Here is a 25,522-nt window from a genome sequence, read left to right on the forward strand (position 1 = left end):
GCACGTGGACCTGCACTTCGGTGACGGCAAACCGACGGACGAGGAACGGGCGGCCGTCGACGCCCTGCTCGGGCCTCCCGAGTCCTCCTGGGAGGGCGCCGACCGCACCGATGCGGATCTGCGGTGGGCGCGCGGCGGACGCGAGGCCCGGGACCGCCGCGAGCTGCTGCTGCCGGGGCTGCACGCGATCAACGACCGGATCGGCTGGATCAGCGAGGGCGCCCTCGGCTACCTGTGCCGCCGGCTGACCGTGCCGCCGGCGGAGGCGTACGGGGTCGCCACCTTCTACGCCATGTTCTCGGTGCGGCCGCGTCCGGCGACCGTGCTGCACGTGTGCACCGACCTGGCGTGCGCGGCGGCCGGGGCCCCGGAGCTGTGCGCCGGGATCGAGGAGCGGCTCGGTCCGCGCGGCGGGGTGGGTGTGGAACGCAGTCCCTGCCTCGGCCTGTGCGAGCGTGCCCCGGCGGCACTCGCCATCAGGGCCGGGGACCCGGTCCGCACGGCGGTCGCGGCCCCGGCGACGGTGGAGGGCGCCGTGCTCGCGGCGAGCGCCCCCGACTCGGCCCCCGAGGAACCGCCCGCCTCGCTCGCGGTGCCCCAGGCCGGGCAGGAAGGGCTGATGCTGCTGCACCGGGTGGGCGTGGTCGACCCGGCGTCCCTGGACGACTACCGGGCCCACGGCGGCTACACCGCACTGCGGCGGGCCTTCGCGCTGGGGCCGGCCGGGGTCATCCGCGAGGTCACCGACTCCGGTCTGCTGGGCCGGGGCGGAGCCGCCTTCCCCACCGGGCGCAAGTGGCAGGCCACCGCCTCCCAGCCGGACCGCCCGCACTACCTCGTCTGCAACGCCGACGAGTCGGAGCCCGGCACCTTCAAGGACCGGGTGCTGATGGAGGGCGACCCGTACGCGCTCGTCGAGGCCATGACCATCGCGGGGTACGCCACCGGTGCCCACCGGGGCTACCTGTACTTGCGCGGCGAGTACCCGCGCGCCCTGCGCCGGCTGGAGCACGCGATCGGGCAGGCCCGGGCCCGGGGGCTGCTGGGCGACGACGTCCTCGGCCAGGGGTACGCCTTCGACATCGAGATCCGGCGCGGTGCGGGTGCCTACATCTGCGGCGAGGAGACGGCCCTGTTCAATTCTGTCGAGGGCCACCGGGGCGAACCGCGCTCGAAGCCGCCGTTCCCGGTGGAGAAGGGCCTGTTCGGCAGGCCCACCACCGCGAACAACGTGGAGACGCTGGTCAACGTCCTGCCGATCCTGACCATGGGCGCCCCGGCGTACGCGGCGATCGGGACGGAGGGATCGACCGGACCGAAGCTGTTCTGCGTCTCGGGCAGTGTGGAGCGGCCGGGCGTCTACGAGGTGCCGTTCGGCGCGACCCTGGGCGAGGTGCTGGCACTGGCCGGGGTGCGGGACGGGTTGCGGGCGGTGCTGCTCGGCGGGGCGGCCGGCGGTTTCGTCCGGGCCGACGAGACCGGCATCCCGCTGACCTTCGAGGGCACGCGCGAGGCGGGCACGACCCTGGGCTCCGGTGTCGTGCTGGCCTTCGACGACGGCGTGTCCCTGCCCCGGCTGCTGCTGCGCATCGCCGAGTTCTTCCGCGACGAGTCGTGCGGGCAGTGCGTGCCCTGCCGGGTGGGGACCGTGCGGCAGGAGGAGGCGCTGCGCCGGATCGTGGACCGCACCGGTGCCGGCGCCGCCGGGGACGTCGCCCTGCTGCGGCAGGTCGGCCGCGCGATGCGGGACGCCTCGATCTGCGGTCTGGGGCAGACCGCGTGGAACGCCGTGGAATCCGCCATCGACCGTCTGGGGGCGTACGCATGACCGTGACACCGCTGGGGATCCCGCGCCGGATGCTGGAGTTCACCCTGGACGGGCAGGAGGCCCGGGTCCCGGAGGGCTCGACGATCCTGGACGCGTGCCGGGCGGCCGGCAAGGACGTCCCGACCCTGTGCGAGGGCGACACCCTGCGGCCGAAGAACGCCTGCCGGGTGTGTGTCGTGGAGGTGGAGGGCGCCCGGACCCTCGTCCCCGCCTGCTCCCGCAGGGCCGAGCCGGGCATGGAGGTCCGCACGGACACCGAGCGCGCCCGGCACAGCCGGAAGATCGTCCTGGAACTGCTCGCGTCCTCCGTCGACCTGTCCACCACGCCCCGGGTCGCCGAGTGGCTCAAGGAGTACGAGGCGAAGCCGGACCGCTTCGGCCCGGACGCGGCCCGGCTCGACGAGGAGCCGCGGGTCGACAACGACCTCTACGTGCGCGATTACGACAAGTGCATCCTCTGCTACAAGTGCGTCGACGCCTGCGGCGAGCAGTGGCAGAACGCCTTCGCGATCGCGGTCGCCGGGCGCGGCTTCGACGCGCGGATCGCCGTGGAGCACGACGCGCCGCTGACCGACTCGGCGTGCGTGTACTGCGGGAACTGCGTCGAGGTGTGCCCCACGGGCGCACTTTCCGCCAAGTCCGAGTTCGACATGCGCGCGGCGGGTACCTGGGACCCGTCGCGGCAGACGGAGACGACCACGGTGTGCGCGTACTGCGGAGTGGGCTGCAACCTGACGCTGCACGTACAGGACAATGAGATCGTCAAGGTCACCTCGCCGCACGACAACCCGGTGACCCACGGCAATCTCTGCATCAAGGGCCGCTTCGGCTACCAGCACGTACAGAACCGGGACTGATCAGGACATGGGACGAGTCACGGAACGACGCAAGGTGCTCCGCATCCGGGACGGGGCGGTCTCCAGCCGGCCCGACACGCTCGTCGCCGAGGAACCGCTGGAGATCCGGCTGAACGGCAAGCCCCTGGCCATCACCATGCGCACGCCCGGGGACGACTTCGCGCTGGCCGCCGGTTTCCTGGTCAGCGAGGGGGTGCTGGCCGGCCGGCAGGACGTGCAGAACATCGTGTACTGCGCCGGGGCGACGGCCGACGGCTCGAACACCTACAACGTGGTCGACGTGACGACGGCCCCCGGTGTGGTGGTCCCGGACATCACGCTGGAGCGCAACGTCTACACCACCTCGTCGTGCGGACTGTGCGGCAAGGCCTCGCTGGACGCCGTCCGCACGACGGCCCGCTGGCCGATCGCCGACACTCCCCCGGTGCGGGTGACGCCCGAGCTGCTGGCGAGCCTGCCCGACCGGCTGCGCGCGGCCCAGCGGGTGTTCGACCGGACCGGCGGGCTGCACGCGGCCGCGCTGTTCTCCGAGGAGGGCGAACTGCTCGACGTCCGGGAGGACGTGGGCCGGCACAACGCGGTCGACAAACTGGTCGGCCGCGCCCTGCAGAGCGGGCGGCTGCCGCTGTCGCGGGCGGTCCTGCTCGTGTCGGGCCGGGCCTCCTTCGAGCTGGCGCAGAAGGCCGTGATGGCCGGCATCCCGGTGCTGGCCGCCGTGTCCGCGCCGTCCTCGCTGGCGGTGGACCTGGCCGCCGAGACGGGTCTGACGCTGGTCGGGTTCCTGCGGGGCGCCTCCATGAACGTGTACGCGGGTGAGGGCCGTATCGCCGTGCGGGCCGCGGCCGCCCAGGGCTGAGACCGGTCCCCTCCGCTGCACGGCGGCGGGGCCCCGACCGGCGGGGAGCGCCCCCTGCGCCGCAGGGGCCCCGTCTCGGCCCGTGACCGTCAGCCGGCGATGCCGGATATCCGCCGCAGCATGCCGGTGAACTGCTCCCGTTCGGCCTGCGACAGCGGCGCGAGGAGTTCGTCGTTGGCGGCGCGGACCGCCTCCTCGCAGCGCTCCAGCAGCCGGCCGCCCGCCGCGGTGAGGGACACGGCGTTCTTGCGGCGGTCCCTCGGATCGGGTGCGCGCACCACCAGGGCGGCCGCCTGGAGGTCGTCGAGGACGCCGACGAGGTCCTTCGGGTCGAGGCGGACCGCCCGGCCCAGATCGGCCTGGGCGACGGGGGCGAGGTCGCGGAGGGCGGAGAGCACCACGTGGTGCCACATCCGCATGTCCTCGGCGGCCAGCGCCTCGGCCACCAGGGTCCGGCCGCGGGCGGCGGCACGGCCCAGCAGCCAGCTGGGCAGGGAGCGGATCGCGGGCAGGGGGGCTTCCGACATGGGCGCAGCCTAACCAGGTAATCGTTGGGTGTTCCTATGATCCTCCGATACCGTTGGGCTCCCCAACGATTTCGTTGGGCCCGCCAACGGTTCCGGAGGTGTGATGCGCCGCGTCCGCTACGCCTGTCCAGGCGGTCCCCTGTATGTCGAGGAGGCGCCGCTCCCCGAGCCGGGCCCCGGGGAGCTGCTCGTGCGCACGGAGGCCATCGGCGTCACGCTCCCGGTCGTCCGCAAGGTCGCCGAGGCCGCGGAACCCGTCCCGCTGGGCGGGGAGATCGCCGGGGTGGTCACGGCCGTGGGCGACGGTGTCTCCGACTTCGCCACCGGTGACCGCGTGACGGGGCTCTGCCTCGGCCACGGCTACGCCGACCACGCGCTGCTCCACGAGGCGATGGCCTCCCCGGTCCCGGACGAGGCGGGCGCGGTCGACGCGGTGGCCCTGGTCCGCAGCGGCCTGGTCGCCCTCGGCGCCCTGGAGGCGGCGCGCCCCGAGCCGGGTGAGGCGGTGCTGGTCACGGCCGCCGCGAGCGGGGTCGGCCATCTGGCGGTGCAACTGGCCAGGACCCGCGGCGCGGGACGCGTCGTGGGCGCCGTCTCCGACCCGGGCAAGGCCGACTTCGTGCGCGGCCTCGGTGCCGACCACGTCATCTCCTACGGCGACGCGAGCTGGGGCACCCCCGTCGACTACGTCCTGGACGCCGTCGGCGGGGAGTTGCTCACCCGGGCCCTGCACGCCCTCGTCCCCGAGGGGCGGCTGGTGGCGTACAGCTCGGGGGGCGGCGCCATCCAGGCGTACGACCTGCTCGTCGGCGCGAAGTCGGTCATCGGGTTCCAGACGGCCCGGGTCGCCCGCGGCAGGCCCGAGCTGTACGAGCAGTGGCGCCGGGAGCTGTGGCGGCTGTTCGTGGCCGGTGAGGTCCGGCCCGTCGTGCACGGGCGGTTCGCCCTGGAGGACGCGGCGAAGGCACACGGCGAGATCGAGGGCCGGTCCAACCTCGGCAAGGTCGTCCTCGTGCCCTGACCGGCGTCCGTGCCCCGACCCGCGTTCCCGGGGGGGATCAGCGAAGCCACGCACCGTCCGCGGCCCGCGGGCCGGGCAGGGGATGCCGTTCCGGGTGACCGGGCGGGCGTCCCCCGGTCCCGGCCGTCCGGGCGGCGGGCCCCTCAAGGACAGGTCGCCCCATGCCGTCACGCCGTCGTTCACCTCGCGGTTCCGCCCTCACCGCCCTGGTCGCGGCCGGGGCGGTGCTCCTGCCCGCCGGTCCGGCGCGGGGCCGGCCGGCCGCCCTCGCGCCGGAGTTCACGCAGCAGGTCCTCTTCACGGCCGCCCGGGACCCGGGATACGCCTGCTTCCGCATCCCCGCGCTCGTGCGCACCTCCCGCGGCACGCTGCTGGCCTTCGCCGAGGGCCGGGTCCTCGGCTGCGGTGACGGCGGTGACATCGACATCGTCGTGAAGCGTTCCACCGACGGCGGCCGCACCTGGGGCCCGCTGCGGGTCGTCACCGAGGGCGGGGGCGACACGCACGGCAACCCGACGCCCGTCGTGGACCGTCGCACCGGCCGGATCCTGCTGGCCCAGACGTACAACAGCGGGCGCGGCGACGCCGGCGACTGCGCCCTGCCCTGCGACCGCATCCCGCACGTGCAGCACAGCGACGACGACGGGCGGACCTGGTCGAGGCCGCGCGACCTGAGCGGGCAGGTCCGGCCCGCGCCGTGGAACGCCTGGTACGCCACCGGGCCGGTGCACGGCATCCAGCTGGCCCGCGGCGCGCACGCCGGCCGGCTCGTGCTCGGCGTCAACGCCGAGACGTGGGACGGCTCCCGCGTCACCGCCAACCACGCCGCACTGGTCGTCAGCGACGACGGCGGCGAGCACTGGAGGATCGGCGCCACGGACACCTGGCCGGTCGCGCCGGACGGCGCGTTCCGGCAGAAGCCGTCGGAGCTGACGCTCACCGAACGGTCCGACGGGGCCGTCCTGGTGAGCGGCCGCGAGCAGGACGGCACCGACCCCGGCCACCGCTCCCAGGCCCTGAGCCACGACGGCGGCGACACCTTCGCCGCCCCCTTCCGCGCCCTCCCGGACCTCTACACCCCGCAGGTCCAGGGCGCGACCCTGCGCCTGGGCGACCGGCTGCTGCTGTCCGCGCCGGCCGAACCCGACCGCCGCCGCACGATGATGGTCCGCTCCTCCTACGACGGCGGACGCACCTGGGAGAGCGTGGACCGCGGCACGCTCGTCACACGGGACTGGTCCGGCTACTCCGACATGACGGCGGTCGACGACCGGACGGTGGGCTTGCTCTACGAGGGCGGCGCGGCCGACGCCCGCGACGAGATCCGGTTCGCGCGCTTCACCGAGGACTGGCTGGCGCCCCGCCGGGGCGCCGACCCCACCACCCCCGACACCGCGCCGGGCGCCGCTCCGGCGGCCGTCCTGGGCGGTGCCCGGCGGACGGACGGGGTGCGTGGCGGCGCCCTGTCCTTCGACGGTGCCGACGACGCCGTCCGGCTGCCCCACCGCACCGGACTGGCCCTCGGCGAGGGCGACTTCACCGCCTCGCTGCACTTCCGCCACGCGGCGGCGGCCGGGGAGCAGCCGTTCCTGTGGATGGGCGGCACGGGCGGCGCCCAGCCCCAGGTGTGGCTGCGCGGGGAACCGGCGGGCGACCGGATCCGGGCGCTGATCACCACCCGCTCGGGAGCCGGCACCGTCCGGACGGCCTCCGTGTCGGCCGCCGGCGCCCGCAACGACGGCCGCTGGCACCACCTGGCGCTGCGCCGCGGCGGCGGGAGGCTGACCCTCTTCGTCGACGGCCACGCCCTCACCACCGCCGACGTGCCGGGCTCGGTCAGCCGCGACTCGCCGTTCGGGGTGCACATCGGCCAGCGCATGGACAGCCGCGCGTTCCTCACCGGGGACGTCGACGAGGTCCGGGTGTGGAACCGGGCCCTGTCCGACGGGGAGTTGGCGTCCGGTGCAACCGGCGCGGCCTCCCGGGGCACCGTGCTGCACCTGCCCATGGACCGGGTGAGCGGGAGCAACTAACGTCACGCGACGTGCCGGACGACACGGACGCACCACGAGCACGTCAGCGCACGGGCACCGGGCTCGGCATCCTGCTGGCCCTGGTGCTCGGCGCCGCGCTGCTCGTCGCCCTGCCGGACGACGACGGCCCGGACGACGCGCCCTGCCGGGCCCGGACCGTCGCCTCCTGGCGGGTGGACGACCCTCTCACCGGCGAGTTCGCCCGTTACGGCGACGACGCCGCGCGCACCGACGACTGGACCGGCGGCGACGGCACCCACTCGGTGCGGCTGCCCGACGGCCGCGTGCTGTGGCTGTTCTCGGACACCTACCTGGGCCGGGTGCACGGCCCGCCCAACCCGGTCGGGGAGCCCGTCGCCTGGCGGGACGCGACCGCGCCGATGGTGCGCAACTCGGCGGTGCTGATGCGCGACGGGCGGCTCGAGTCGACCCTGCCCGCCCCGCTGTTCGCCGACCCCGCACCCGGCCGGTGGCGCTGGCCGGTCGCCGCCCGCGTGGAGCCCCGCTCCCCCGGTTCCGCCGAGCAGGTGGTCCGGGTGCTGCTGTGGGTGCGCACGACCGGCCAGGCCCCCTGGATCTACGGCGTCCCGACCGCCACCGAGGTCGCCACGCTGTCGCTGCCGCGGCTGGAACTGGAGTCGGTCGCCGAGGTCCTGGACCAGAGCCGCGTGCCGGACCCGTCCCGGCGGGTGCTGTTCGGCACGACCCTGGTGGCGCGGGACGGCTGGACGTACGTCTACGGCGGTGACGACGGCCGGCCCGCCGCCCGCCCCGCCTCGCACGCCTACGTGGCCCGGGTGCCGCGGGGCGCCCTCGCCGACCCGGCGGCCTGGGAGTACTGGAGCGGTGCCGAGTGGGTGCCCGGAGCGCGGCCCCGGCCGGTGCTGGGCGACGGGCGGCGCAGAGGCGTGGGCAGCGCGTTCTCGGTGGTGCGGGACGAGGGGACGTACGTGCTGTTCACGATGGCCACCGGGGCGAGGGGCCTGACCACGGTCGCCTCCTACTGGGCGTGCTCCCAGGAGGGGCCGTGGCACGGCCCGGCGAAGGAGTTCACCCCTCCGCTGCCGCAGGGCGGGGTCGCCGCCTACAACCCGCAGGCGCACCCCGTGCTGAGCGGCGGGGGGCGGCTGGTGCTGAGCTACGACGTCAACTGGCTGGACCTCGCGGACGCGGCCGACCGGCTCAGCCGGAACGTGTCCCTGTACCGACCGCGCTTCGTGACGCTGCGGCTGGCTCCGCCCCGCTGAGCCGCGCCTCCGGGTCCCGTGCCCGCCGCTTGGCGATCACCGCGCACACGATCAACTGCATCTGGTGGAACAGCATCAGCGGCAGCACCGCCAGCGCGGCCTGCGCGCCGAACAGGACGCTCGCCATGGGCAGTCCGGCCGCCAGGGACTTCTTGGAGCCGGCGAACTGCAGGGCGATCCGGTCGGCCCGGCCGAAGCCCAGCGCCTTGCCGCCGTACCAGGTCAGCGCGAGCATCACGGCGAGGATCACCGCCTCGACGGCGAACAGCCCGCCCAGCCGCGCGGGGCTGACCTGGTGCCAGATGCCCTGCACCATGCCCTGGCTGAACGCCGTGTAGACGACGAGCAGGATCGAGCCGCGGTCGACCAGGGACAGGACCTTCTTGTGGCGGGCGACGAACCCGCCGATCCAGCGGCGCAGCACCTGCCCGGCGAGGAACGGCACGAGCAGCTGGAGCACGATCTTCAGCACCGAGTCGGCGGAGAAGCCGGTGCTGCTGCCGAGCAGCGATGCGGCGAGCAGCGGGGTGGCGACGATCCCGACGAGGGAGGAGAAGGAACCGGCGCAGATCGCGGCGGGCACGTTGCCGCGGGCGATGGAGGTGAAGGCGATGGAGGACTGGACGGTCGACGGCACGAGCGTGAGGAAGAGCAGCCCCTGGTGGAGGGGGTGCGTGAGGATCACCGGCACCAGGCCCCGGGCCGCCAGGCCGAGCAGCGGGAAGACGGCGAAGGTGCAGGCCAGCACGGTGACGTGGAGCCGCCAGTGCCGCAGCCCGTCGAGCGCCTCGCGGGTGGACAACCGCGCGCCGTACAGGAAGAACAGCAGGGCGACGGCCGCCGTGGAGGCCCAGGAGGCCGCGTCGGCGGCCTGCCCGCGTGCCGGGAGCAGGGCGGCGAGCCCCACCGTCCCGAGGAGCAGCAGGATGTACGGGTCGATCGGCAGCCGACGGGGCCGGTGCAGGCGTTTCACGGTGCTCCACTTGCTCGTGCTGCGGCGGTACTTCGGTGCGGGGCCGGTACGGCCCCCTTCCATCCTGCTCCCCGGTCCGGCGATCGGGAATCCCGTATGCCGCACTCACTGCTATCGCGATCCGCGATAGCGTGGGGGCGTGTACGACCCCGCCCATCTGCGCACGTTCCTGTCGGTGGCGCAGACGCTGAGCTTCACCCGGGCCGCGCGGCGGCTCGGGCTGCGCCAGTCGACCGTCAGCCAGCACGTCCGGCGGCTGGAGGACGCCGCCGGGCGGACCCTGTTCAGCCGGGACACCCACTCGGTGGAGCTGACCGAGGACGGCGAGGCGATGCTCGGCTTCGCCCGGCGCATCCTGGAGGTGCACGAGCAGGCGACGGCCTTCTTCACCGGCACCCGGTTGCGCGGGCGGCTGCGCTTCGGCGCCTCGGAGGACTTCGTGCTGACCCGGCTGCCGGAGATCCTCGAGGCCTTCCGGCACGAGCACCCGGAGGTCGACCTGGAGCTGACGGTCGAGCTGTCGGGCACGCTGCACGAGCAGCTGGCGGCCGGGAAGCTGGACCTGGTCCTGGCCAAGCGGCGGCCCGAGGACCCGCGGGGCGAGCTGGTGCGGCAGGACCGGCTGGTGTGGATCGGCGCGGAGGGCCTGCGGCTCGACCCCGGCCGGCCGGTGCCGCTGATCGTCTACCCGCCGCCCGGCATCACCCGCGCGCTGGCCCTGGAGGCCCTGGAGCGGCAGGGCCGGCAGTGGCGGGTGGTGTGCACCAGCGGCAGCCTCAACGGTCTCCTCGCGGCGGCCCGGGCGGGGCTGGGCGTGATGGCCCACTCGCGGGGGCTGATCCCGCCGGGGCTGGTCCGGATGCCGGAGCGGGCCGGACTGCCGGAGCTCGGGCAGGTCGACTTCGTCGTGGTCCACGGCCGGCGCCGGCCGTCCGCACAGGGCGCGGCCGACGCCCTGGCGGCGGCGCTGCTGTCGGGCGGGGACCGGCTGCGCCGCAGCGGACGCAAGGGCCTGTGACCCGGAGGCGGGCGGGATCCGGCGTGAGCAGTGACGGATCGCGGCCGCGGTGCGCTGACAGAAGAGACACTTCCCGGCGCCGCACCGCTCGGCGGCCCGGTCGGCCGCCCGGTCGTACAGATTCGGTGGAGATTACGGCACCGAAACTTACTCAACCGTCAGGAATGTGTCCGACCCTTCCCCATGTGAGCGCATTTTCCCCCGCTGACCAGCGGGGACGAGAGCCCTGCTCACCTTCGGCCCCCCTCCCGTGCCCCGGTCGCGTGGGGTAGCTTTCACGGCGCTGTGCGGGGCGTCACCCAACCGAAGCGCTGAGGAGCGGGAGCGGGGTTTGCGCGAGTTCACCAACCCTCCGTCGGCGTCGGCACCTCCGGTGGGCGGTCTGGCCGACGTGGTCTTCCGGTATGCCGAGGAGGATCCGCAGCACGTCGCGCTGGGCCGCAAGGACGACACCGGGCAGTGGCGGGACGTCACGAGCGCCGAGTTCCGCGACGAGGTGCTCGCCCTGGCCAAGGGGCTGCTCGCGAGCGGCGTCCGGTTCGGCGACCGTGTCGCGATCATGTCCCGCACCCGCTACGAGTGGACCCTCTTCGACTACGCGCTGTGGACCGTCGGCGCCCAGGTGGTGCCGGTCTACCCGACGTCGTCGGCCGAGCAGTGCTTCTGGATGCTGTACGACGCCGAGGTGACGGCCGCGATCGTGGAGCACGAGGACCACGCCATGACGATCGCCACCGTCATCGACCGGCTGCCGCGGCTGGGCCGGCTGTGGCAGCTCGACGCGGGCGCGGTGCACGAGCTGTACGACGCCGGGGCCCACCTCGACGACGAGGTGGTGCACCGCCACCGCCAGGCCGTCACGCCCGACTCCGTCGCGACCATCATCTACACCTCGGGCACCACCGGCCGGCCCAAGGGCTGCCTGCTCACGCACGGCAACTTCATGTACGAGGCGGACACCGTCATCGAGCGCTGGGAGCCGGTGTTCCACTCCCGGCGCGGCGACGAGGCCACGACCCTGCTGTTCCTGCCGCTCGCGCACGTCTTCGGGCGCATGGTGCAGGTCGCCGGGATCCGCGGGAAGGTGAAGTTCGGCCACCAGCCCCAGCTGAACGCGGCGGCCCTGCTGCCGGACCTCGCGGCCTTCAGGCCGACGTTCTTCCTGGCCGTGCCGTACATCTTCGAGAAGGTGTTCAACGCGGCCCGCCGCAAGGCCGAGAAGGAGGGCCGCTCCGGCCCCTTCGAGAAGGCCGTGGACATCGCCGTCAAGTACGCCGACGCCATGGAGGCGAAGGCCTGGGGAACCGGCCCGGGCCCCTCCGCCGGCCTGCGCATGCAGCACCAGCTGTTCGACAAGCTGGTCTACGCCAAGATCCGCGCGGCGATGGGCGGCCGCATCAAGCACGCCATGTCCGGCGGCTCGGCGATGGACCGGCGCCTGGGCCTGTTCTTCGCCGGCGCGGGCGTGCACATCTACGAGGGCTACGGGCTCACCGAGTCCACGGCGGCCGCCACGGCCAATCCGCCCGGGCGCACCCGCTTCGGCACCGTCGGCCGGCCCATCCCCGGCATGACCGTCCACATCGCGGACGACGGTGAGATCTGGCTGCGCGGCGACAACGTGTTCCAGGGCTACCTGAACAATCCCAAGGCCACCGACGCGACCCTGCACGACGGCTGGCTGGCCACCGGCGACCTCGGTGTGCTCGACGAGGACGGCTACCTGACCATCACCGGCCGCAAGAAGGAGATCCTGGTCACCTCCGGCGGCAAGAGTGTCTCGCCCGGCGTGCTGGAGGAGCGGGTCCGGGACCACCCGCTGGTCAACCAGTGCATCGTCGTCGGCAACGACCGCCCCTACATCGCCGCCCTGGTGACCCTCGACCAGGAGGCCGTCGAGCACTGGCTGGCGATGCGGAACAAGCCGCGGCTGTCCCCGGCGGAGCTGGTGCGCGACGAGGACCTGGAGACGGAGGTGCGGCGCGCGGTCGTGGCCGCCAACACGCTGGTCTCGCAGGCGGAGTCCATCCGCACCTTCCGCATCCTGGCCCAGCCGTTCACCGAGGAGCACGGGCTGCTGACGCCCTCGCTGAAGCTCAAGCGCCGGGCGATCGAGAAGGCCTACGAGGCCGAGGTCGAGGCGCTGTACCGGGCGTGACCGCTGCCGTACGGGGCATTCGTCGCTTCGGAATCCTCCCGTCAGGAATGCATCACGGCACGTGATCGTTGAGGATGGGAGCACACCTGACCGCAAACCGAAGGATCGAGAGCTCGTGAGCAAGGTCCCCCCGATCATCCTGAACAACGGCGTCGAGATGCCCCAGCTGGGCTTCGGCGTCTGGCAGGTGCCGGACGACGAGGCCGAGACGGCCGTCGCGGCGGCGCTGGAGGCCGGGTACCGCAGCATCGACACAGCGGCGATCTACGGCAACGAGCAGGGCACCGGCAAGGCCGTCGCCGCGTCCGGCGTCCCCCGCGAGGAACTCTTCGTCACGACCAAGCTCTGGAACGCCGACCAGGGGTACGACTCCACCCTGCGCGCCTTCGACGCGTCGCTGGAGAAGCTCGGCCTCGACTACGTCGACCTGTACCTGATCCACTGGCCGACGCCGGAGCGGGGTCTGTACGTCGACACCTACAAGGCGTTCGAGAAGCTGCACGCCGACGGCCGGATCAAGGCCATCGGCGTCTCGAACTTCCTTCCGGAGCACCTCGAGAAGCTGATCGGCGAGACGTCGGTCGTCCCCGCGGTGAACCAGATCGAGCTGCACCCGCACCTGCAGCAGCAGGCCGCCCGTGAGTACCACGCGGAGCACGGCATCGCCACGGAGGCCTGGTCGCCGCTGGGCCAGGGCAAGGGCCTGCTGGAGGTCCCGGCGATCGTCGCCATCGCCCGCAAGCACGGGCGCACCCCCGCCCAGGTCGTGCTGCGCTGGCACCTCCAGCTGGGCAACGTGGTGATCCCGAAGTCCGTGACGCCGTCGCGGATCAAGGAGAACATCGAGGTCTTCGACTTCAGCCTCGACGACGAGGACCTGGCCGCGATCAGCGCCCTGAACGAGGACCGCCGCATCGGCCCGCACCCGGCGGAGTTCAACGACGCCTGAGCGGTGTCCCGCGCGACGCGCGGCGCCCCGGCCCGGAGCCCTCGCGGCTCGCGGGCCGGGGCGCCGCCGGTTCCGCCCCCGTGGCGGTGCCCGGTCCGCTCAGACGGGCTGGCCCAGCGGCCGCACGACGATCGTGTTGACGTCGACACCGGCCGGCTGCCCGATCGCCCAGACCACCGAGTCGGCGATCTGGCCGGCGGTGAGGAGATGGCCGGGCGGGAGGCTGCCGTAGGAGTCCCAGAAGGGGGTCTCCGTCCGGCCGGGCGCGACCAGGGTGACGCCCACACCCCACTCGGTGACCTGGCGCCGGGTGTTCTCGGCCAGTCCGGTCACGGCCCACTTCGTGGCGCCGTAGAGGTTCCCGGGGGTGTTCACGAACCCGGCCACGCTGCCGATCAGCACGATCCGGCCGCGCGTCTCCTTCAGCGCGCCGACGGACGCCCGGATCAGCAGCGCCGGGCCGAGGACGTTGGTCAGCACCATGTCCCTCCAGCCCGCCGGGTCGCCCTCGCCGACCGTGTCGTGGGTCGCGGACCCGGCGTTGGCGACGACCGCGTCGAGCCGGCCGAACGCCTTCAGGGTGGAGTCGACGGCCGCCCGGACGTCCTCGTACTCGGCGGTGTCACCGGTGAGGGTCAGCAGCCCCTCGGGCCGCCCCAGCTCCTCGGCGAAGTGCCGCAGCCGCTCCTCCCCCCGCCCGGTGACGGCGACCCGGTGCCCGGCGTCCAGCAGGTGCCGTGCGACCGCGGCGCCGATGCCGCTGCCGCCGCCGGTGATGAGTGCTACTCGGGACTCGGACATGGATTCCCCCTGTGGGTGGACCGGGTGGTGGGTGCCGGGGAGTCCATCAGGTGAAGTGCTCTCGAAGTCAAGGGGGCGGTGCCGCGCCCGCGGGCTATCCCGGCCGGACCGCCGTGTGGACCGTGTGGGCCTCCAGGAGGAACACGTCCGGGCGGCGGTGCAGGCTCGCCTCGTCGCCGGGGTCGAGGAGGCGGTCGACGGTCGCGAGGTCCTCGGCGTCGAGCCCTTCGGCGAGCTGGTCGCGCATGTGCGACAGGGTGGCCACGAGGTGGGCGCGGACCCGGTCCGGCACGGGCGCCGGGAGGTCCAGCAGGAAGCTGTGGGTCCTGGTGTGCTTCAGGCCCGCGGCCGACAGCAGGGCCGGCCAGTCCTCCGTCTCGGCCACGTGTCCGGGCAGGTCGGTGCGCATCCGGGTGAACCACTCGGCCTGCACCGCGTCGATCCGCGCCTGGAGCCCGGGCCGGCCCGTGCCGATGTCGCGCGGCAGGAACCGCGGGGGCAGCCCGCCCTCCATGAGGGCGAGGGTGCCGCCGGGCGCCAGCCGCGCCGCGAACGCGGCGAGCGCGGCCCGCTGGTCGCCGAGGTGGTGCAGGCTGCGGCTGGCCCAGAGCAGATCCGCCGGGTAGTCCAGCTCGCCGAGCACGTCGGGCAGTTCGCCGGCGATCGTGCTGAAGCGGTCCGCGACGCCGAGCCGCTCGGCCCGGGCCGTGGCCCGCTCCAGCAGCGGCTGCGAGCCGTCCACCGCGACGATCCGCGCGCCCGGGAACGTCTCCGCGAACAGGCACGCCACGACACCCGGCCCGCTGCCCGCGTCCACGATCAGCCCCGGCTCGGTCACCTCCTGCGCCAGCCAGCCCAGCGCCCGCTCGTAGAGGGACGCGAAGAGTTCGGCCGAGGACTCGAGCAGCGGGCCCATCTCGGCCCAGTCCACGTCCGTGTGGCCGTGGTGACGGCCCTGCCCGGCCGTGTGCTCGTGCTCGTGGTGGGGGTCGTGCCGATGCGCCATGGTGCTCAGCCTCTCGCTCGGATGCGGCCAGCGTGCGCCGACGCACCGCGAGAAGGCCACCGGTGTTGCCGCCTGAGCAAAAATCCCGCAGGGGCCCGCCGGGCCGGAAGGCCCGGCGGGCCCCTGCGGACGGGCCCTCAGGAGGTCAGGACAGCGGCGGGTAGGCGTTCTGCATCAGTTGCCGGAACTGGGCGGAGAACCAGTGCCCGGAGACAGGTGCGTCCGGCAGGGCGCCGGACATGTTGTTGTTGTTGCGCGGATTGCCCGTGTAGGTCGGGTCGCACATGCGGTCGAAGCCCTTGCCCTCGTTGTTGTCGATGGCCTTGCTCGACCCGTCGGACTCGCCCGGCGGCTTCATCCACACGTAGGCGTCGATCCCGGCCGCCGGGTTGGCCCGCGGGCGTTCGCCGAGGCCCGCTCCGGCCTGGTTGCACCAGTTGCCCAGGTGGATCCGGCGGTCGTAGCGGCCGCCGTCGACGTAGGCGTCGACGGAGGTCTGCGGGCCGGGACCGGCGGGCCGCGCGCTGCCGCCCCAGCCGTTGCGGGAGGTGTCGATCAGCATGCCGATGCCGGAGGGGAAGCCGGCCGAGACGAGCTGGTTGCGGAAGCCCTGGGCGAAGGACAACTCGTCGGTGTAGCGGTTCCAGTCGACCCACTTCGACTCGCGGACGGACTTGCCGGCCACGCTGTCGCCGATGGCGAAGTTCTCCTCCTTCAGCGCGCTGTAGTTCGCCGTGTTGGTGATGAAGCCGTGGACGTCGTTCACGGTGGCGCCCTCGGCGGTCGCCGCCTCCTTGAACAGGGCCGCGGAGGGGCCGAAGTTGTCGTCCCAGCCGATCCAGCCGTGGTGCCCGGCGTCGACGTAGTTGTAGACGTTCGGCACGTCACCGAGCTTGTTCAGCGCGTAGCCGACGCCCTTGACGTAGTTGCCGTTGGCCTTCATCACGTCGCACTGCGGAACAGCCGTCGGGCGGCTGCCGGTGTTGGTGACCAGGTTCGGCAGCGAGTCGATCTCGACGGTGGTGACGATCCGCAGCGAGGCGTACTTGGAGTCCGCGAGGATCGCCTTGATCGGATCGATGTACTCGGTCTTGTAGCGGCCGATCTCGTCGGCCTTGAGCTCGCCGTTGGAGGCGAGGGCGGAGCAGTCCCGGCCGGGCAGGTTGTAGATGACGAGCTGGACGACGAGCTCGCCGGAGCCCTTCTGGCGCAGGGCCTCGTCGAGGTGGTCGCGCAGGCCCATGCCGCCGTTGACGCCCCCGATGGCGGCGATCCGGTCCAGCCAGACGCCGGTGGGCTGGTTGGCGACCCGGCTGCCGCCCGGTTCCGCGGCGGCCTTCGCGGACCACTCCGGGTTGACGTACACCTTGGCGCCCTCGTAGGGGTTGTCCACCCGGCCGGAGGGGCCGCCCGGGTCCGGCGGGTCGGTGGGGCCGCCGGGACCGCCGCCGTCGACGTTGCAGGTGACGCCGTCGAGAGTGAAGGCGGCGGGAATCGCGTTGCTGCCGCTGTAGCTGCCCTGGAAGCCGAAGCTGACCGAACCGCCGGTGGCCAGCTGGGCGTTGTAGCTCTCGTTGGCGGCGGTGACGGCGGTGCCGCTCTGGCTGATCCGGGCGTTCCAGCCGCTGGCGACCTTCTGGTTGCCGGCGTAGGACCACTTCAGCGACCAGGACGACTTGGCCGCGCTGTGGTTGGTGACGGTGACGGCGGCGGTGAAGCCGGTGCTCCACTGGTTCTGGATCGTGTAGTCGACCGTGCAGGGGACGGCGGCGGCGCCGGCGCCGCCCGGGTCGACCGCGAAGGCGGTCCCGGTCGCTCCGGCGACCAGGGCCGTGGCGGCGAGTAACGCGGTTCTGGTACGGCTCATGAGTGGGGGTTCCTCTTCCGTGGGGTGCGTGCGGTGTCCCTGAGGGCGTGCGGTTTCCCCGAGGGCGTGTGCGGTGTCGCCGAGTGCCTACGGAGTCCGCAGGTGTGCGTGGCGTGCGTGGTGCGCGCCGGGGTGTCCGCGGGCATGCGGGGCCGGCGCGGCGTTCTACGGGCCCGGTGCCTGGGCAGCGGACGGCCACCACGCACGGGCGGTGTCGCCGGTGGTGGCTCGACGTACGGAATGCGGGGGGTGTCGCATGAGCGACTCCTTGCAGCTCGGGCATCCGGTGACACGGGTGCCGACTGATGGAATCGCTCCCACTGGTGTCATGGAAGGTAGCGGCAACTCCCGCGAATGGACAGGGGAGTTGCCGACTTTCTCGAACCGGGCTCCGACCTGCACTCCCGGGGCCGCGCGTCTCACCTGGTCCGGCCCGTCGAATGTTTTCGACTCTTCGCGAACCTTGACCGGTACCTGACCGGTCCGCACTATGGGAGCGCTCCCACTGGTTCAGGACGTGACTTCTCCGAGCCGCAAGGAGGAACCGGCATCATGCATCCCCCACCCCGGAGAGGGAGAGCCGTACGTCGGCTGTGGACCGCCGCAGTCGCGGCCCTCGCCCTTCCGCTGACGATGCTCTCCTCAGGGTCGACTCCCGCACAGGCGGCGCCACTTCGGTGCAGTGTGGACTACAAGGCGAACGACTGGGGCTCCGGCTTCACCGTGGACCTGACGCTCACCAACCGCGGCGCGGACGCCATCGACGGCTGGACCCTGACCTACGCGTACTCCGGCAACCAGAAGCTGGGCAACGGCTGGAACGGCACCTGGTCGCAGTCCGGGCAGACCATCACCGTGCGCAACGCCCCGCACAACGCCCGGATCGCCGCCGGGGCCGCCGTCTCCACCGGCGCGCAGTTCTCCTACAGCGGCACCAACACCGCTCCGTCCTCCTTCTCGGTCAACGGCACCGCCTGCACGGGGGCGCACCAGCCGCCGATCGCCGTGCTGACCAGCCCGGCCGCGGGCGCGGTCTACACGCAGGGCCAGGCCGTCCCCCTGGCGGCGACCGCAGCCGCCGCGGACGGCGCCACGATCGACAAGGTCGAGTTCCACGACGACACCACGCTGCTCGGCACCGACACGAGCGCGCCCTACACGCTCTCCGTCTCCGACCTGGCGGTCGGCGGCCATTCCCTCGTGGCGAAGGCGTACGACAGCACGGGCGCCTCCGCCGGCTCCACCCCGGTCGGCATCACCGTCTCCTCGGGCCCGACCGTGGTGGCCTCCCCCCTGCAACTGGGCGTCCAGTCGGGCAAGTCGGGCACGTACGAGGTGAAGCTGTCGAAGCAGCCCACCGCGAACGTGACGGTGACCTCGGCCCGGGCGAGCGGCAACTCGGCGTTGTCGGTCACGGGCGGAGCGTCACTGACCTTCACGCCGCAGAACTGGAACACCGCGCAGAAGGTGACCGTGACGGCGGCGGGCTCCGGTTCCGGGTCGGCGGTGTTCGAGTCGACGGCCCCGGGCCACGCGAAGGCCGCCGTCACCGTCACCCAGCTGGCGGCGGCGAAGGTCTACGACGCCCGCTTCCTGGAGCTCTACGGGAAGATCACCAACCCGGCGAACGGCTACTTCTCCCCCGAGGGCATCCCCTACCACTCGGTCGAGACGCTGATCGTCGAGGCGCCGGACCACGGCCACGAGACCACGTCGGAGGCGTACAGCTACCTGCTGTGGCTGCAGGCCATGTACGGCAAGGTCACCGGTGACTGGTCCAAGTTCAACGGCGCGTGGGAGCTGATGGAGAAGTACATGATCCCCACCCACGCCGACCAGCCGACCAACTCGTTCTACAACCCGTCCAAGCCGGCCACCTACGCGCCCGAGCTGGACACGCCGAACGAGTACCCGGCCAGGCTCGACAGCGGTGTGACCGCCGGGTCCGACCCGATCGCGGCCGAGCTGAAGAGCGCGTACGGCACGGACGACGTCTACGGCATGCACTGGCTGCAGGACGTCGACAACGTCTACGGCTTCGGCAACGCCCCCGGCAAGTGCGAGGCGGGCCCCTCGGACACCGGCCCGTCCTACATCAACACCTTCCAGCGCGGCGCCCAGGAGTCGGTGTGGGAGACGGTCCCGCAGCCGACCTGTGACGCCTTCAAGTACGGCGGGAAGAACGGCTTCCTGGACCTGTTCACCGGTGACGCCTCCTACGCCAAGCAGTGGAAGTTCACGAACGCGCCGGACGCCGACGCGCGGGCCGTGCAGGCCGCCTACTGGGCGGACCTGTGGGCGAAGGAGCAGGGCAAGGGCTCGGCCGTCTCCGCGACGGTCGGCAAGGCCGCCAAGATGGGCGACTACCTGCGCTACTCCATGTTCGACAAGTACTTCAAGAAGGTCGGCAACTGCATCGGTCCCTCGGCCTGCCCCGCGGGCACCGGCAAGGACGCCTCGTTCTACCTGATGTCCTGGTACTACGCCTGGGGCGGCGCGACGGACACGAGCGCCGGCTGGGCCTGGCGGATCGGCTCCAGCCACGCCCACGGCGGCTACCAGAACCCCCTGGCGGCCTACGCGCTCGGCAACTACGCGCCGCTGAAGCCCAAGTCGGCGACGGGCGCGGCGGACTGGGCCAAGTCCATGGACCGGCAGCTGGAGTTCTACCGCTGGCTGCAGTCGGACGAGGGCGCGATCGCGGGTGGCGCGACCAACAGCTGGGCGGGCCGGTACGCGACCCCGCCCGCGGGCACGCCGACGTTCTACGGCATGTACTACGACGAGAAGCCCGTGTACCACGACCCGCCCTCCAACCAGTGGTTCGGCTTCCAGGCGTGGTCCATGGAGCGCGTCGCCGAGCTGTACCAGCAGACCGGAAACGCGAAGGCCAAGGCGGTCCTCGACAAGTGGGTCGACTGGGCGCTGTCCGAGACCACGTTCCACCCGGACGGCACCTACCGCGTCCCCTCGACGCTCAAGTGGTCGGGCCGGCCCGACACCTGGAACGCGTCCAGCCCCGGCGCCAACAGCGGGCTGCACGTGAGTGTCGCCGACTACACCGACGACGTCGGTGTCGCCGCCGCGTACGCCAAGACCCTGACGTACTACGCGGACCGCTCCGGTGACACGGAGGCCGCGGCGGCGGCGAAGAAGCTGCTGGACGGCATGTGGGACAACCACCAGGACGCGCTCGGCATCGCCGTGCCGGAGAACCGGGCGGACTACAACCGGTTCGACGACCCGGTGTACATCCCGAGCGGCTGGACGGGCACGATGCCGAACGGTGACGCGATCAACTCGTCGTCGACGTTCGACTCGATCCGCTCCTTCTACGAGGACGACCCCGCGTGGTCGAAGATCGAGAGCTATCTCGCGGGCGGTGCGGTGCCGTCGTTCACCTATCACCGGTTCTGGGCCCAGGCGGACATCGCCCTGGCCATGGGCTCGTACGCGGAGCTTCTCGAATAGCCCCCGCCGGGCGCCGCCCGTGCGAGCCGGGCGCGTCCGAGGCCCCGCGTACGCGGTCCCGCACCTGACGCGGGGCCACCACGGCCGGGCGGCTCCCCCCGCAGGGGAGCCGCCCGGCCTCCGCACGTCCCCGTGGGGGACGCGATCCGCCCACCCCCCGGATCCACCGGCCGCAGGGGTCCGGGCCGGCCGAGCGGGCCGGGGAGGTCACCCGGCCTTGCGGAACGCCCGCAGCCTGAAGACCGGGTCGGGACGCGGCCGGTCCTGGTCGGGGAGCCGGGCCAGCCGCGCGGCGAAGTCCTCGGCGAGGGCGTCGCCCGGCGGCAGCGTGACGAACCAGCCCCGGCGCAGGTCGGCGATGGTGCGGCGGGGGCTGCGGCCCTGCCCGTGGCCGGTGAAGCGGGCGGCTCCGGCCGGCACCAGACCGTGGGCGGCGGCGCAGGATTCGACGTCCGCCGCGGCGTCCCGGACCGGGCCCGGCGGACGGGCCGCCAGCACGACATCGATGTCGCTGCCCACGTTGTGGGAGGCGGACTTGTCCACCGTCGTGACGTAGACCCCGCCGGGCCGCAGCACCCGGGCGCACTCGGCGACGACGGCCCGCACCTCGGCCGGCCCGTCCACCAGGTGCAGCAGCCACACGCTGCACACCGCGTCGAACCGGCCGTCCCCGAACGGCAGTCGGCGGCTGTCGGCCCGGACGACCGCGCCCGGGAGCCGGGCGGCGGCCCGGCGCGCCATCGCGTCGGCGAGGTCGACGCCGGTCACCCGCAGGTGCGGGCGGCCGGCGGCGAGCCGGCGGGTCACGATGCCGGTGCCGCAGGCGACGTCGAGGAGGTCGCGCGTGTCCGGCGGCAGGAGTCCCAGGACCGCCTCCGCGGCGGCCGCCGCCCGGGGTTCGCCGCCGCGGGACGCGTCGTAGCGTTCCGCTTCCTCGTCGTAGTCCAGCACGCGGTCAGTGTGCCCCGTGCGCGGGGGCCAGGTCCTCCACCCTGCGGGCGAGCTCGAAGTCCTTGTGGGTGACGGCGCCGCCGGCGCTGTGGGTGTGCACGGACAGGGACACGGTGTCGTAGCCCAGGGTCAGGTCGGAGTGGTGGTCGAGCTCCTCCTGCACCTGGGCGATGTGCACGACCATGGCCGTCGCGGCGGTGTGCGAGGCCAGGCGGTAGGAGCGGCTGATGCGGTCCCCGTCGAGCGACCAGCCCGGCAGCTCGGCCAGCCGGTCCTCGATCTCCTTCTGCGACAGCGGCGCTACGGACATGGGCTGCGCTCCTCCACTGGCTGCGGCGTCCTCGTCGCCTCTCAGCCTGCCACAGCGCGACCCCGCGAGTCGCTGGTCAGCGGGTGTGCCTGTCCGGTCCGGCCGGTTCTCGGCTACGGTCGGCGCCATGACCACTCACGCGTCCACCGCCGGGCAGGGCGTGGGCCCGCTGCTGCGGGCCTGGCGGGAGCAGCGCCGGGTGAGCCAGCTGGAGCTGGCCCTGCGCGCGGACTCCTCGGCCCGGCACATCAGCTTCGTCGAGACGGGCCGCTCGCGGCCGAGCGAGGAGATGGTGCTGCGGCTGGCCGAGCACCTCGACGTCCCCGTGCGGGAGCGCAACGCCCTGCTGCTGGCGGCCGGTTACGCCCCCCGCTATCCGGAGACGCCGCTGGACGACCCGGCGCTGGGTGCGCTGCGCACCGGCATCGAGCGGCTGATCGGCGGCTACGAGCCGTATCCGGCGCTGGTGGTGGACGCGCTGTACGACGTGGCGGCGGCCAACCGGGGCGTCATGGCGCTGGTCGACGGGGTCGGCCCGGCCCTGCTGGAGCCGCCGCTGAACGCGATGCGGCTCGCGCTGCACCCCGAGGGGCTGGCGCCCCGCATCCGGAACCTGCGTGCCTGGCGCGGCCACCTGCTGGATCAGATGCGGCGGCAGATCGCGCTGCACCGCTCCGAGCCGCTGCGGGCCCTGTACGAGGAGGTGTCGGCGTACCCCGTACCGGCACAGGACCCGCCCGAGGAGGCGGCGGAGCCGGTGCCGTACTTCGCGCTGCCGCTGCGGATCGAGCACGAGGGGCGGACCCTGTCGTTCATCTCGTCCATCGCCACGTTCAACACGCCGATGGACGTGACCGTGGCCGAGCTGGCCGTCGAGACGCTGCTCCCGGCCGACCCGGCGACGGTCAAGTACCTTCAGGAGTCGGTGTCCTGACAGGCTTTCAGCGCGAGGTGCTGGAGAGCGGCGAACCCGGCGACGGACACGGCCTGGACCACCGTCCACACGGCGCCCGCCGTGCTCGGCGACAGCCACAGCGCCAGCGCCGCGAGGCTCAGCACCGTCCAGGCGGCGTTGCCCTCGACGACGGCGCGCACCCCGGCGGCGGGCGGCCGGCGGCGTCCGGCCACCAGGGCCACGCCGGCCACGTAGAGAGCGAGGAAGGCGCCGACGCCGAGCAGCAGGCCGGAGCCGACGCCGAGGAAGCGCCCCAGCGGGCCGGAGAACGCGAGGTAGGCGAGGGCGTTGGCGCCGGTCACCGCGGCGTCCAGGGCCAGGAAGCGGCGCAGCACGGACTGCGGCTCGGTGGTCCGGGCGAGCGCGGCGAGCTGGATGGCGGACATGGGGCATCACCCTCCGTCGGGTCGTGGTGGGGCGGCTGGGTCCGCTTCCCGGGCCGGAGTGCGCCGGCCCGGGGAGCGGTAGGCCCGACGATGCCGGAGCGGGCGGGCCGGGTCGATTACCCCGGAGGTCATGCGGGTTGCCCGTCCCGCCGCGTCGATCTTCTCCGCTTCCGGCTCTGGGAGACCGCGGGCCGGGCGTGACAGACTGATCGCGGACCGGGCGCGTTGGGGAGGCGTGGCGTGAGCGAACGGCGGGCCGCACCCACCGTGGGCCAGGTGGTGCTGGGCAAGCGGCTGCAGGAACTGCGTGAGGCCGCGGGGCTGAGCCGGGAGGAGGCCGCGCGCGTGCTGCGCGTCGCTCCCGCGACCGTCCGGCGCATGGAGACCGCGGACGTCGCGCTGAAGATCCCCTACGTCCAGATCCTGCTCACCGCGTACGGGGTCGCCGAGGACGAGGTGAACGCGTTCGTCGACCTCACCGAGGAGGCGAACCGGCCCGGCTGGTGGCAGCGGTTCCACGACGTGCTGCCGGAGTGGTTCAGCCTGTACGTGAGCCTGGAGGGCGCGGCCCGGATCATCCGCTCCTACGAGCCGCACTTCGTGCCCGGGCTGCTGCAGACCGAGGGCTACGCACGGGCCGTGCTGGAGACCGGGACCATCGCGAACGCCGGGCCGGAGGCCGTGGAGCGGCACGTGTCGCTGCGCATGGAGCGGCAGCGGCTGCTGGAGCGGCCGGACGCCCCGCACCTGTGGGTGATCATGGACGAGACGGTGCTGCGGCGTCCGGTGAGCGTCGACGGCCGGGTGATGCGCGAGCAGCTCGACAAGCTGCTGGAGTACGCCGCCCGTGACCGGGTCACGCTGCAGATCGCCGAGTTCCGGGACGGTCCGCACCCCGGGACGTACGCGCCGTTCTCCCTGTTCCGCTTCGCCGAGCCGGAACTGCCCGACATGGTCTTCACCGAGTACCTGACCGGCGCGCTGTACCTCGACTCGCGCAAGGAGGTCTCCACGCACCTGGAGGTGCTGGACCACATGACGGCCCGGGCCGGTTCCACGCGGCGCACGGAGGAGCTGCTCCGGGAGTACCGCGACGCGTACGGAGCGCCGGCGCCGCCGCAGGGGGCCTGACCCGTACGGGCCCCGTCCGCGGGTGGCTCCGGCGGCCCGCCCCTAGCGTCGGGAGGACGGGGAGCACGCGAAGGAGGTCCGATGCCCGGATTCGAGGTGCTGTACCAGGCGGCGGCGCTGTGCCTGATGTACCCCGACGACGGCTTCCGCACCCGGCTGCCGCTGTTGCGGGAAGCGGCCCCGCAGTTGCGGGAGTTCGCCGACCACGCGGCGCTCACCCCGCAGCGCCGGCTGGCCGCCCACTACGTCGAGGTGTTCGAGTCCGGCCACCGGGACCACAGCCTGTACCTGAGCGTCTGGCGCGAGGCGGCCCCGGCGCCCTCCGAGGACCTGTACCGCGCCCACGGCCTGCGGACCACCGGCGAGGAGCCCCCGGACTTCCTGCCGGCGGTCCTGGAACTGGCGGCCCGCACGGGCACGACGGAGCCGCTCACGGACCACCGCGACGGCCTGGAATCCCTCCGCGCGGGCCTGACGTCCTTCGGCACGCCCTACGCCACGGTCCTGGACGCGGTGTGCGCGACCCTGCCCCCCGCGCACACCGCGGCCTGAGGCCGGTGTCCTGCGGCTGTGGCAGAGGCACGGCCCCGTCGCAGGCCAGTGACGGGGGCGGGCGCCCAAAAAGCGCGACGCGCGGGACCGCCCGGGCGGGTGGTTCCGCGCGTCGGCGGTCCGGTGGGCTCAGGCGAGCTTGGCGGACAGGGTGATGGGCGTCGCCTTGAGGGCCTGGCTCACCGGGCAGCCGGTCTTGGCCTCCTCGGCGGCGGCCAGGAAGGCGTCCTCGTCGATGCCGGGGACGGTGCCCTCGACGGTGAGGTGGATGCCGGTGATGCCCTCACCTGGCTGGAAGGAGACGTCGGCCGAGGTGACGAGCTTGGTGGGCGGCGTCCCGGCCTTGTTCAGGATGTTGGAGAAGGCCATGGAGAAGCAGCTGGAGTGGGCGGCGGCGATCAGCTCCTCGGGGCTGGTCTTCCCGTTCGCCTCCTCGGCGCGGGAGGCCCAGGTGACCGGCTGCTCGCCGATGGCGCCGGAGGAGTCGAAGGTGACGACACCCTTCCCCTCCAGCAGGTTGCCTTCCCAGACCGTGTGTGCGGAGCGCGTGGTGGCCACGAGTTCTTCCTTTCGCGTACGACAGTCACATGGGGGCCCGTCCGGCGGGTCCTGTGTCCCCCATCCG

At 73.3% G+C, this 25,522-nt stretch carries 22 protein-coding genes; 13 read left to right on the plus strand and 9 right to left on the minus strand.

All coding sequences use genetic code 11. The features are described 5' to 3' along the window. Window positions 1-4 precede the first annotated feature (4 nt). The 3 genes from ACH4C6_RS17330 to fdhD are packed head-to-tail and all read left to right on the plus strand — an operon-like array spanning window position 5 to window position 3,541. Window positions 5-1,828: an NAD(P)H-dependent oxidoreductase subunit E gene (locus ACH4C6_RS17330; RefSeq protein WP_398109422.1), complete on the plus strand. Its 1,824-nt coding sequence runs from the start codon at window positions 5-7 to the stop codon at window positions 1,826-1,828. Continuing rightward, window positions 1,825-2,685 carry a 2Fe-2S iron-sulfur cluster-binding protein gene (locus ACH4C6_RS17335; RefSeq protein WP_398109423.1) on the plus strand — a complete coding sequence of 287 codons (861 nt, stop codon included), beginning with the start codon at window positions 1,825-1,827 and terminating at the stop codon, window positions 2,683-2,685. The genes ACH4C6_RS17330 and ACH4C6_RS17335 overlap by 4 nt, the downstream gene beginning before the upstream one ends. Window positions 2,686-2,692: 7 nt before the next feature. Next, window positions 2,693-3,541, plus strand: a complete 849-nt coding sequence (gene fdhD / locus ACH4C6_RS17340) for a formate dehydrogenase accessory sulfurtransferase FdhD (RefSeq protein ID WP_398109424.1) — start codon at window positions 2,693-2,695, stop codon at window positions 3,539-3,541. A gap of 89 nt (window positions 3,542-3,630) precedes the next feature. Here fdhD and ACH4C6_RS17345 read toward each other — a convergent pair whose 3' ends face one another. Then, window positions 3,631-4,068 (minus strand): MarR family winged helix-turn-helix transcriptional regulator, encoded by a 438-nt coding sequence (locus ACH4C6_RS17345; protein ID WP_398109425.1) that lies wholly within the window; start codon window positions 4,066-4,068, stop codon window positions 3,631-3,633. Between the two features lie 103 nt (window positions 4,069-4,171). On the opposite strand from ACH4C6_RS17345, the gene ACH4C6_RS17350 reads away from it, so the two are divergent. The 3 genes from ACH4C6_RS17350 to ACH4C6_RS17360 all read left to right on the plus strand — a co-directional run bounded on the left by ACH4C6_RS17350 (window position 4,172) and on the right by ACH4C6_RS17360 (window position 8,369). Beyond that, on the plus strand, window positions 4,172-5,089 hold the full coding sequence (locus ACH4C6_RS17350; RefSeq protein WP_398109426.1) for a zinc-binding alcohol dehydrogenase family protein: 918 nt from the start codon (window positions 4,172-4,174) through the stop codon (window positions 5,087-5,089). A 161-nt stretch (window positions 5,090-5,250) separates the two neighbouring features. Beyond that, complete coding sequence (locus tag ACH4C6_RS17355; RefSeq protein ID WP_398109427.1) at window positions 5,251-7,122, plus strand: exo-alpha-sialidase; 1,872 nt, start codon at window positions 5,251-5,253, stop codon at window positions 7,120-7,122. Between the two features lie 11 nt (window positions 7,123-7,133). Further along, entirely contained in the window at window positions 7,134-8,369 is a 1,236-nt protein-coding gene (locus ACH4C6_RS17360; protein ID WP_398109428.1) for a DUF4185 domain-containing protein, read from the plus strand. On the opposite strand, the gene ACH4C6_RS17365 is transcribed toward ACH4C6_RS17360, so the two are convergent. Beyond that, the gene (locus ACH4C6_RS17365) at window positions 8,305-9,342 is read right to left on the minus strand and encodes a bile acid:sodium symporter family protein (RefSeq protein WP_398109429.1); all 1,038 of its coding nucleotides are present in this window, start codon (window positions 9,340-9,342) and stop codon (window positions 8,305-8,307) included. The genes ACH4C6_RS17360 and ACH4C6_RS17365 overlap by 65 nt on opposite strands. A 139-nt stretch (window positions 9,343-9,481) precedes the next feature. On the opposite strand from ACH4C6_RS17365, the gene ACH4C6_RS17370 reads away from it, so the two are divergent. The 3 genes from ACH4C6_RS17370 (at window position 9,482) to ACH4C6_RS17380 (ending at window position 13,467) form a co-directional block, all read left to right on the plus strand. Further along, entirely contained in the window at window positions 9,482-10,360 is an 879-nt protein-coding gene (locus ACH4C6_RS17370; protein WP_398109430.1) for a LysR substrate-binding domain-containing protein, read from the plus strand. A 331-nt stretch (window positions 10,361-10,691) separates the two neighbouring features. Beyond that, a complete protein-coding gene (locus tag ACH4C6_RS17375) occupies window positions 10,692-12,518 on the plus strand; it encodes an AMP-dependent synthetase/ligase (protein WP_398109431.1) in 1,827 nt (608 codons plus the stop codon). Window positions 12,519-12,675: 157 nt separating this feature from the next. After that, complete coding sequence (locus ACH4C6_RS17380) at window positions 12,676-13,467, plus strand: aldo/keto reductase (protein ID WP_398109922.1); 792 nt, start codon at window positions 12,676-12,678, stop codon at window positions 13,465-13,467. A 99-nt stretch (window positions 13,468-13,566) separates the two neighbouring features. On the opposite strand, the gene ACH4C6_RS17385 is transcribed toward ACH4C6_RS17380, so the two are convergent. The 3 genes from ACH4C6_RS17385 to ACH4C6_RS17395 form a co-directional block, all read right to left on the minus strand. Beyond that, window positions 13,567-14,268, minus strand: a complete 702-nt coding sequence (locus ACH4C6_RS17385) for an SDR family oxidoreductase (protein ID WP_398109432.1) — start codon at window positions 14,266-14,268, stop codon at window positions 13,567-13,569. Window positions 14,269-14,362: 94 nt separating this feature from the next. Next, window positions 14,363-15,274 (minus strand): class I SAM-dependent methyltransferase, encoded by a 912-nt coding sequence (locus ACH4C6_RS17390; protein ID WP_398109433.1) that lies wholly within the window; start codon window positions 15,272-15,274, stop codon window positions 14,363-14,365. 145 nt (window positions 15,275-15,419) lie between these two features. Further along, window positions 15,420-17,141, minus strand: coding sequence for a glycoside hydrolase family 6 protein (locus ACH4C6_RS17395; protein WP_398109434.1), 1,722 nt, complete (start codon window positions 17,139-17,141; stop codon window positions 15,420-15,422). 552 nt (window positions 17,142-17,693) lie between these two features. On the opposite strand from ACH4C6_RS17395, the gene ACH4C6_RS17400 reads away from it, so the two are divergent. After that, window positions 17,694-20,612 carry a glycoside hydrolase family 48 protein gene (locus tag ACH4C6_RS17400; protein ID WP_398109435.1) on the plus strand — a complete coding sequence of 973 codons (2,919 nt, stop codon included), beginning with the start codon at window positions 17,694-17,696 and terminating at the stop codon, window positions 20,610-20,612. A 207-nt stretch (window positions 20,613-20,819) separates the two neighbouring features. Here the strand turns inward: ACH4C6_RS17400 and ACH4C6_RS17405 are convergent, their stop codons facing one another. Further along, window positions 20,820-21,563, minus strand: a complete 744-nt coding sequence (locus tag ACH4C6_RS17405) for a class I SAM-dependent methyltransferase (RefSeq protein ID WP_398109436.1) — start codon at window positions 21,561-21,563, stop codon at window positions 20,820-20,822. Window positions 21,564-21,567: 4 nt separating this feature from the next. Further along, window positions 21,568-21,873: a 4a-hydroxytetrahydrobiopterin dehydratase gene (locus tag ACH4C6_RS17410; protein WP_398109437.1), complete on the minus strand. Its 306-nt coding sequence runs from the start codon at window positions 21,871-21,873 to the stop codon at window positions 21,568-21,570. A gap of 127 nt (window positions 21,874-22,000) precedes the next feature. On the opposite strand from ACH4C6_RS17410, the gene ACH4C6_RS17415 reads away from it, so the two are divergent. Beyond that, complete coding sequence (locus tag ACH4C6_RS17415; RefSeq protein ID WP_398109438.1) at window positions 22,001-22,807, plus strand: helix-turn-helix domain-containing protein; 807 nt, start codon at window positions 22,001-22,003, stop codon at window positions 22,805-22,807. On the opposite strand, the gene ACH4C6_RS17420 is transcribed toward ACH4C6_RS17415, so the two are convergent. After that, a complete protein-coding gene (locus ACH4C6_RS17420) occupies window positions 22,789-23,214 on the minus strand; it encodes a hypothetical protein (RefSeq protein WP_398109439.1) in 426 nt (141 codons plus the stop codon). The two genes, ACH4C6_RS17415 and ACH4C6_RS17420, sit on opposite strands and share 19 nt — an antisense overlap. Before the next feature lie 240 nt (window positions 23,215-23,454). Here ACH4C6_RS17420 and ACH4C6_RS17425 point away from each other — a divergent pair, with 240 nt between their 5' ends. Together ACH4C6_RS17425 and ACH4C6_RS17430 are read left to right on the plus strand one after the other, a co-directional pair. Further along, on the plus strand, window positions 23,455-24,345 hold the full coding sequence (locus tag ACH4C6_RS17425; protein ID WP_398109440.1) for a helix-turn-helix domain-containing protein: 891 nt from the start codon (window positions 23,455-23,457) through the stop codon (window positions 24,343-24,345). An 81-nt stretch (window positions 24,346-24,426) separates the two neighbouring features. Then, window positions 24,427-24,897 (plus strand): nitrate reductase molybdenum cofactor assembly chaperone, encoded by a 471-nt coding sequence (locus ACH4C6_RS17430; protein ID WP_398109441.1) that lies wholly within the window; start codon window positions 24,427-24,429, stop codon window positions 24,895-24,897. A gap of 129 nt (window positions 24,898-25,026) precedes the next feature. Here ACH4C6_RS17430 and ACH4C6_RS17435 read toward each other — a convergent pair whose 3' ends face one another. Beyond that, window positions 25,027-25,455, minus strand: coding sequence for an OsmC family protein (locus ACH4C6_RS17435; protein ID WP_398109442.1), 429 nt, complete (start codon window positions 25,453-25,455; stop codon window positions 25,027-25,029). Between the last annotated feature and the right edge of the window lie 67 nt (window positions 25,456-25,522).

The organism is Streptomyces sp. NPDC017943 (genome assembly GCF_044328425.1).
GTDB lineage: Bacteria > Actinomycetota > Actinomycetes > Streptomycetales > Streptomycetaceae > Streptomyces > Streptomyces djakartensis_A.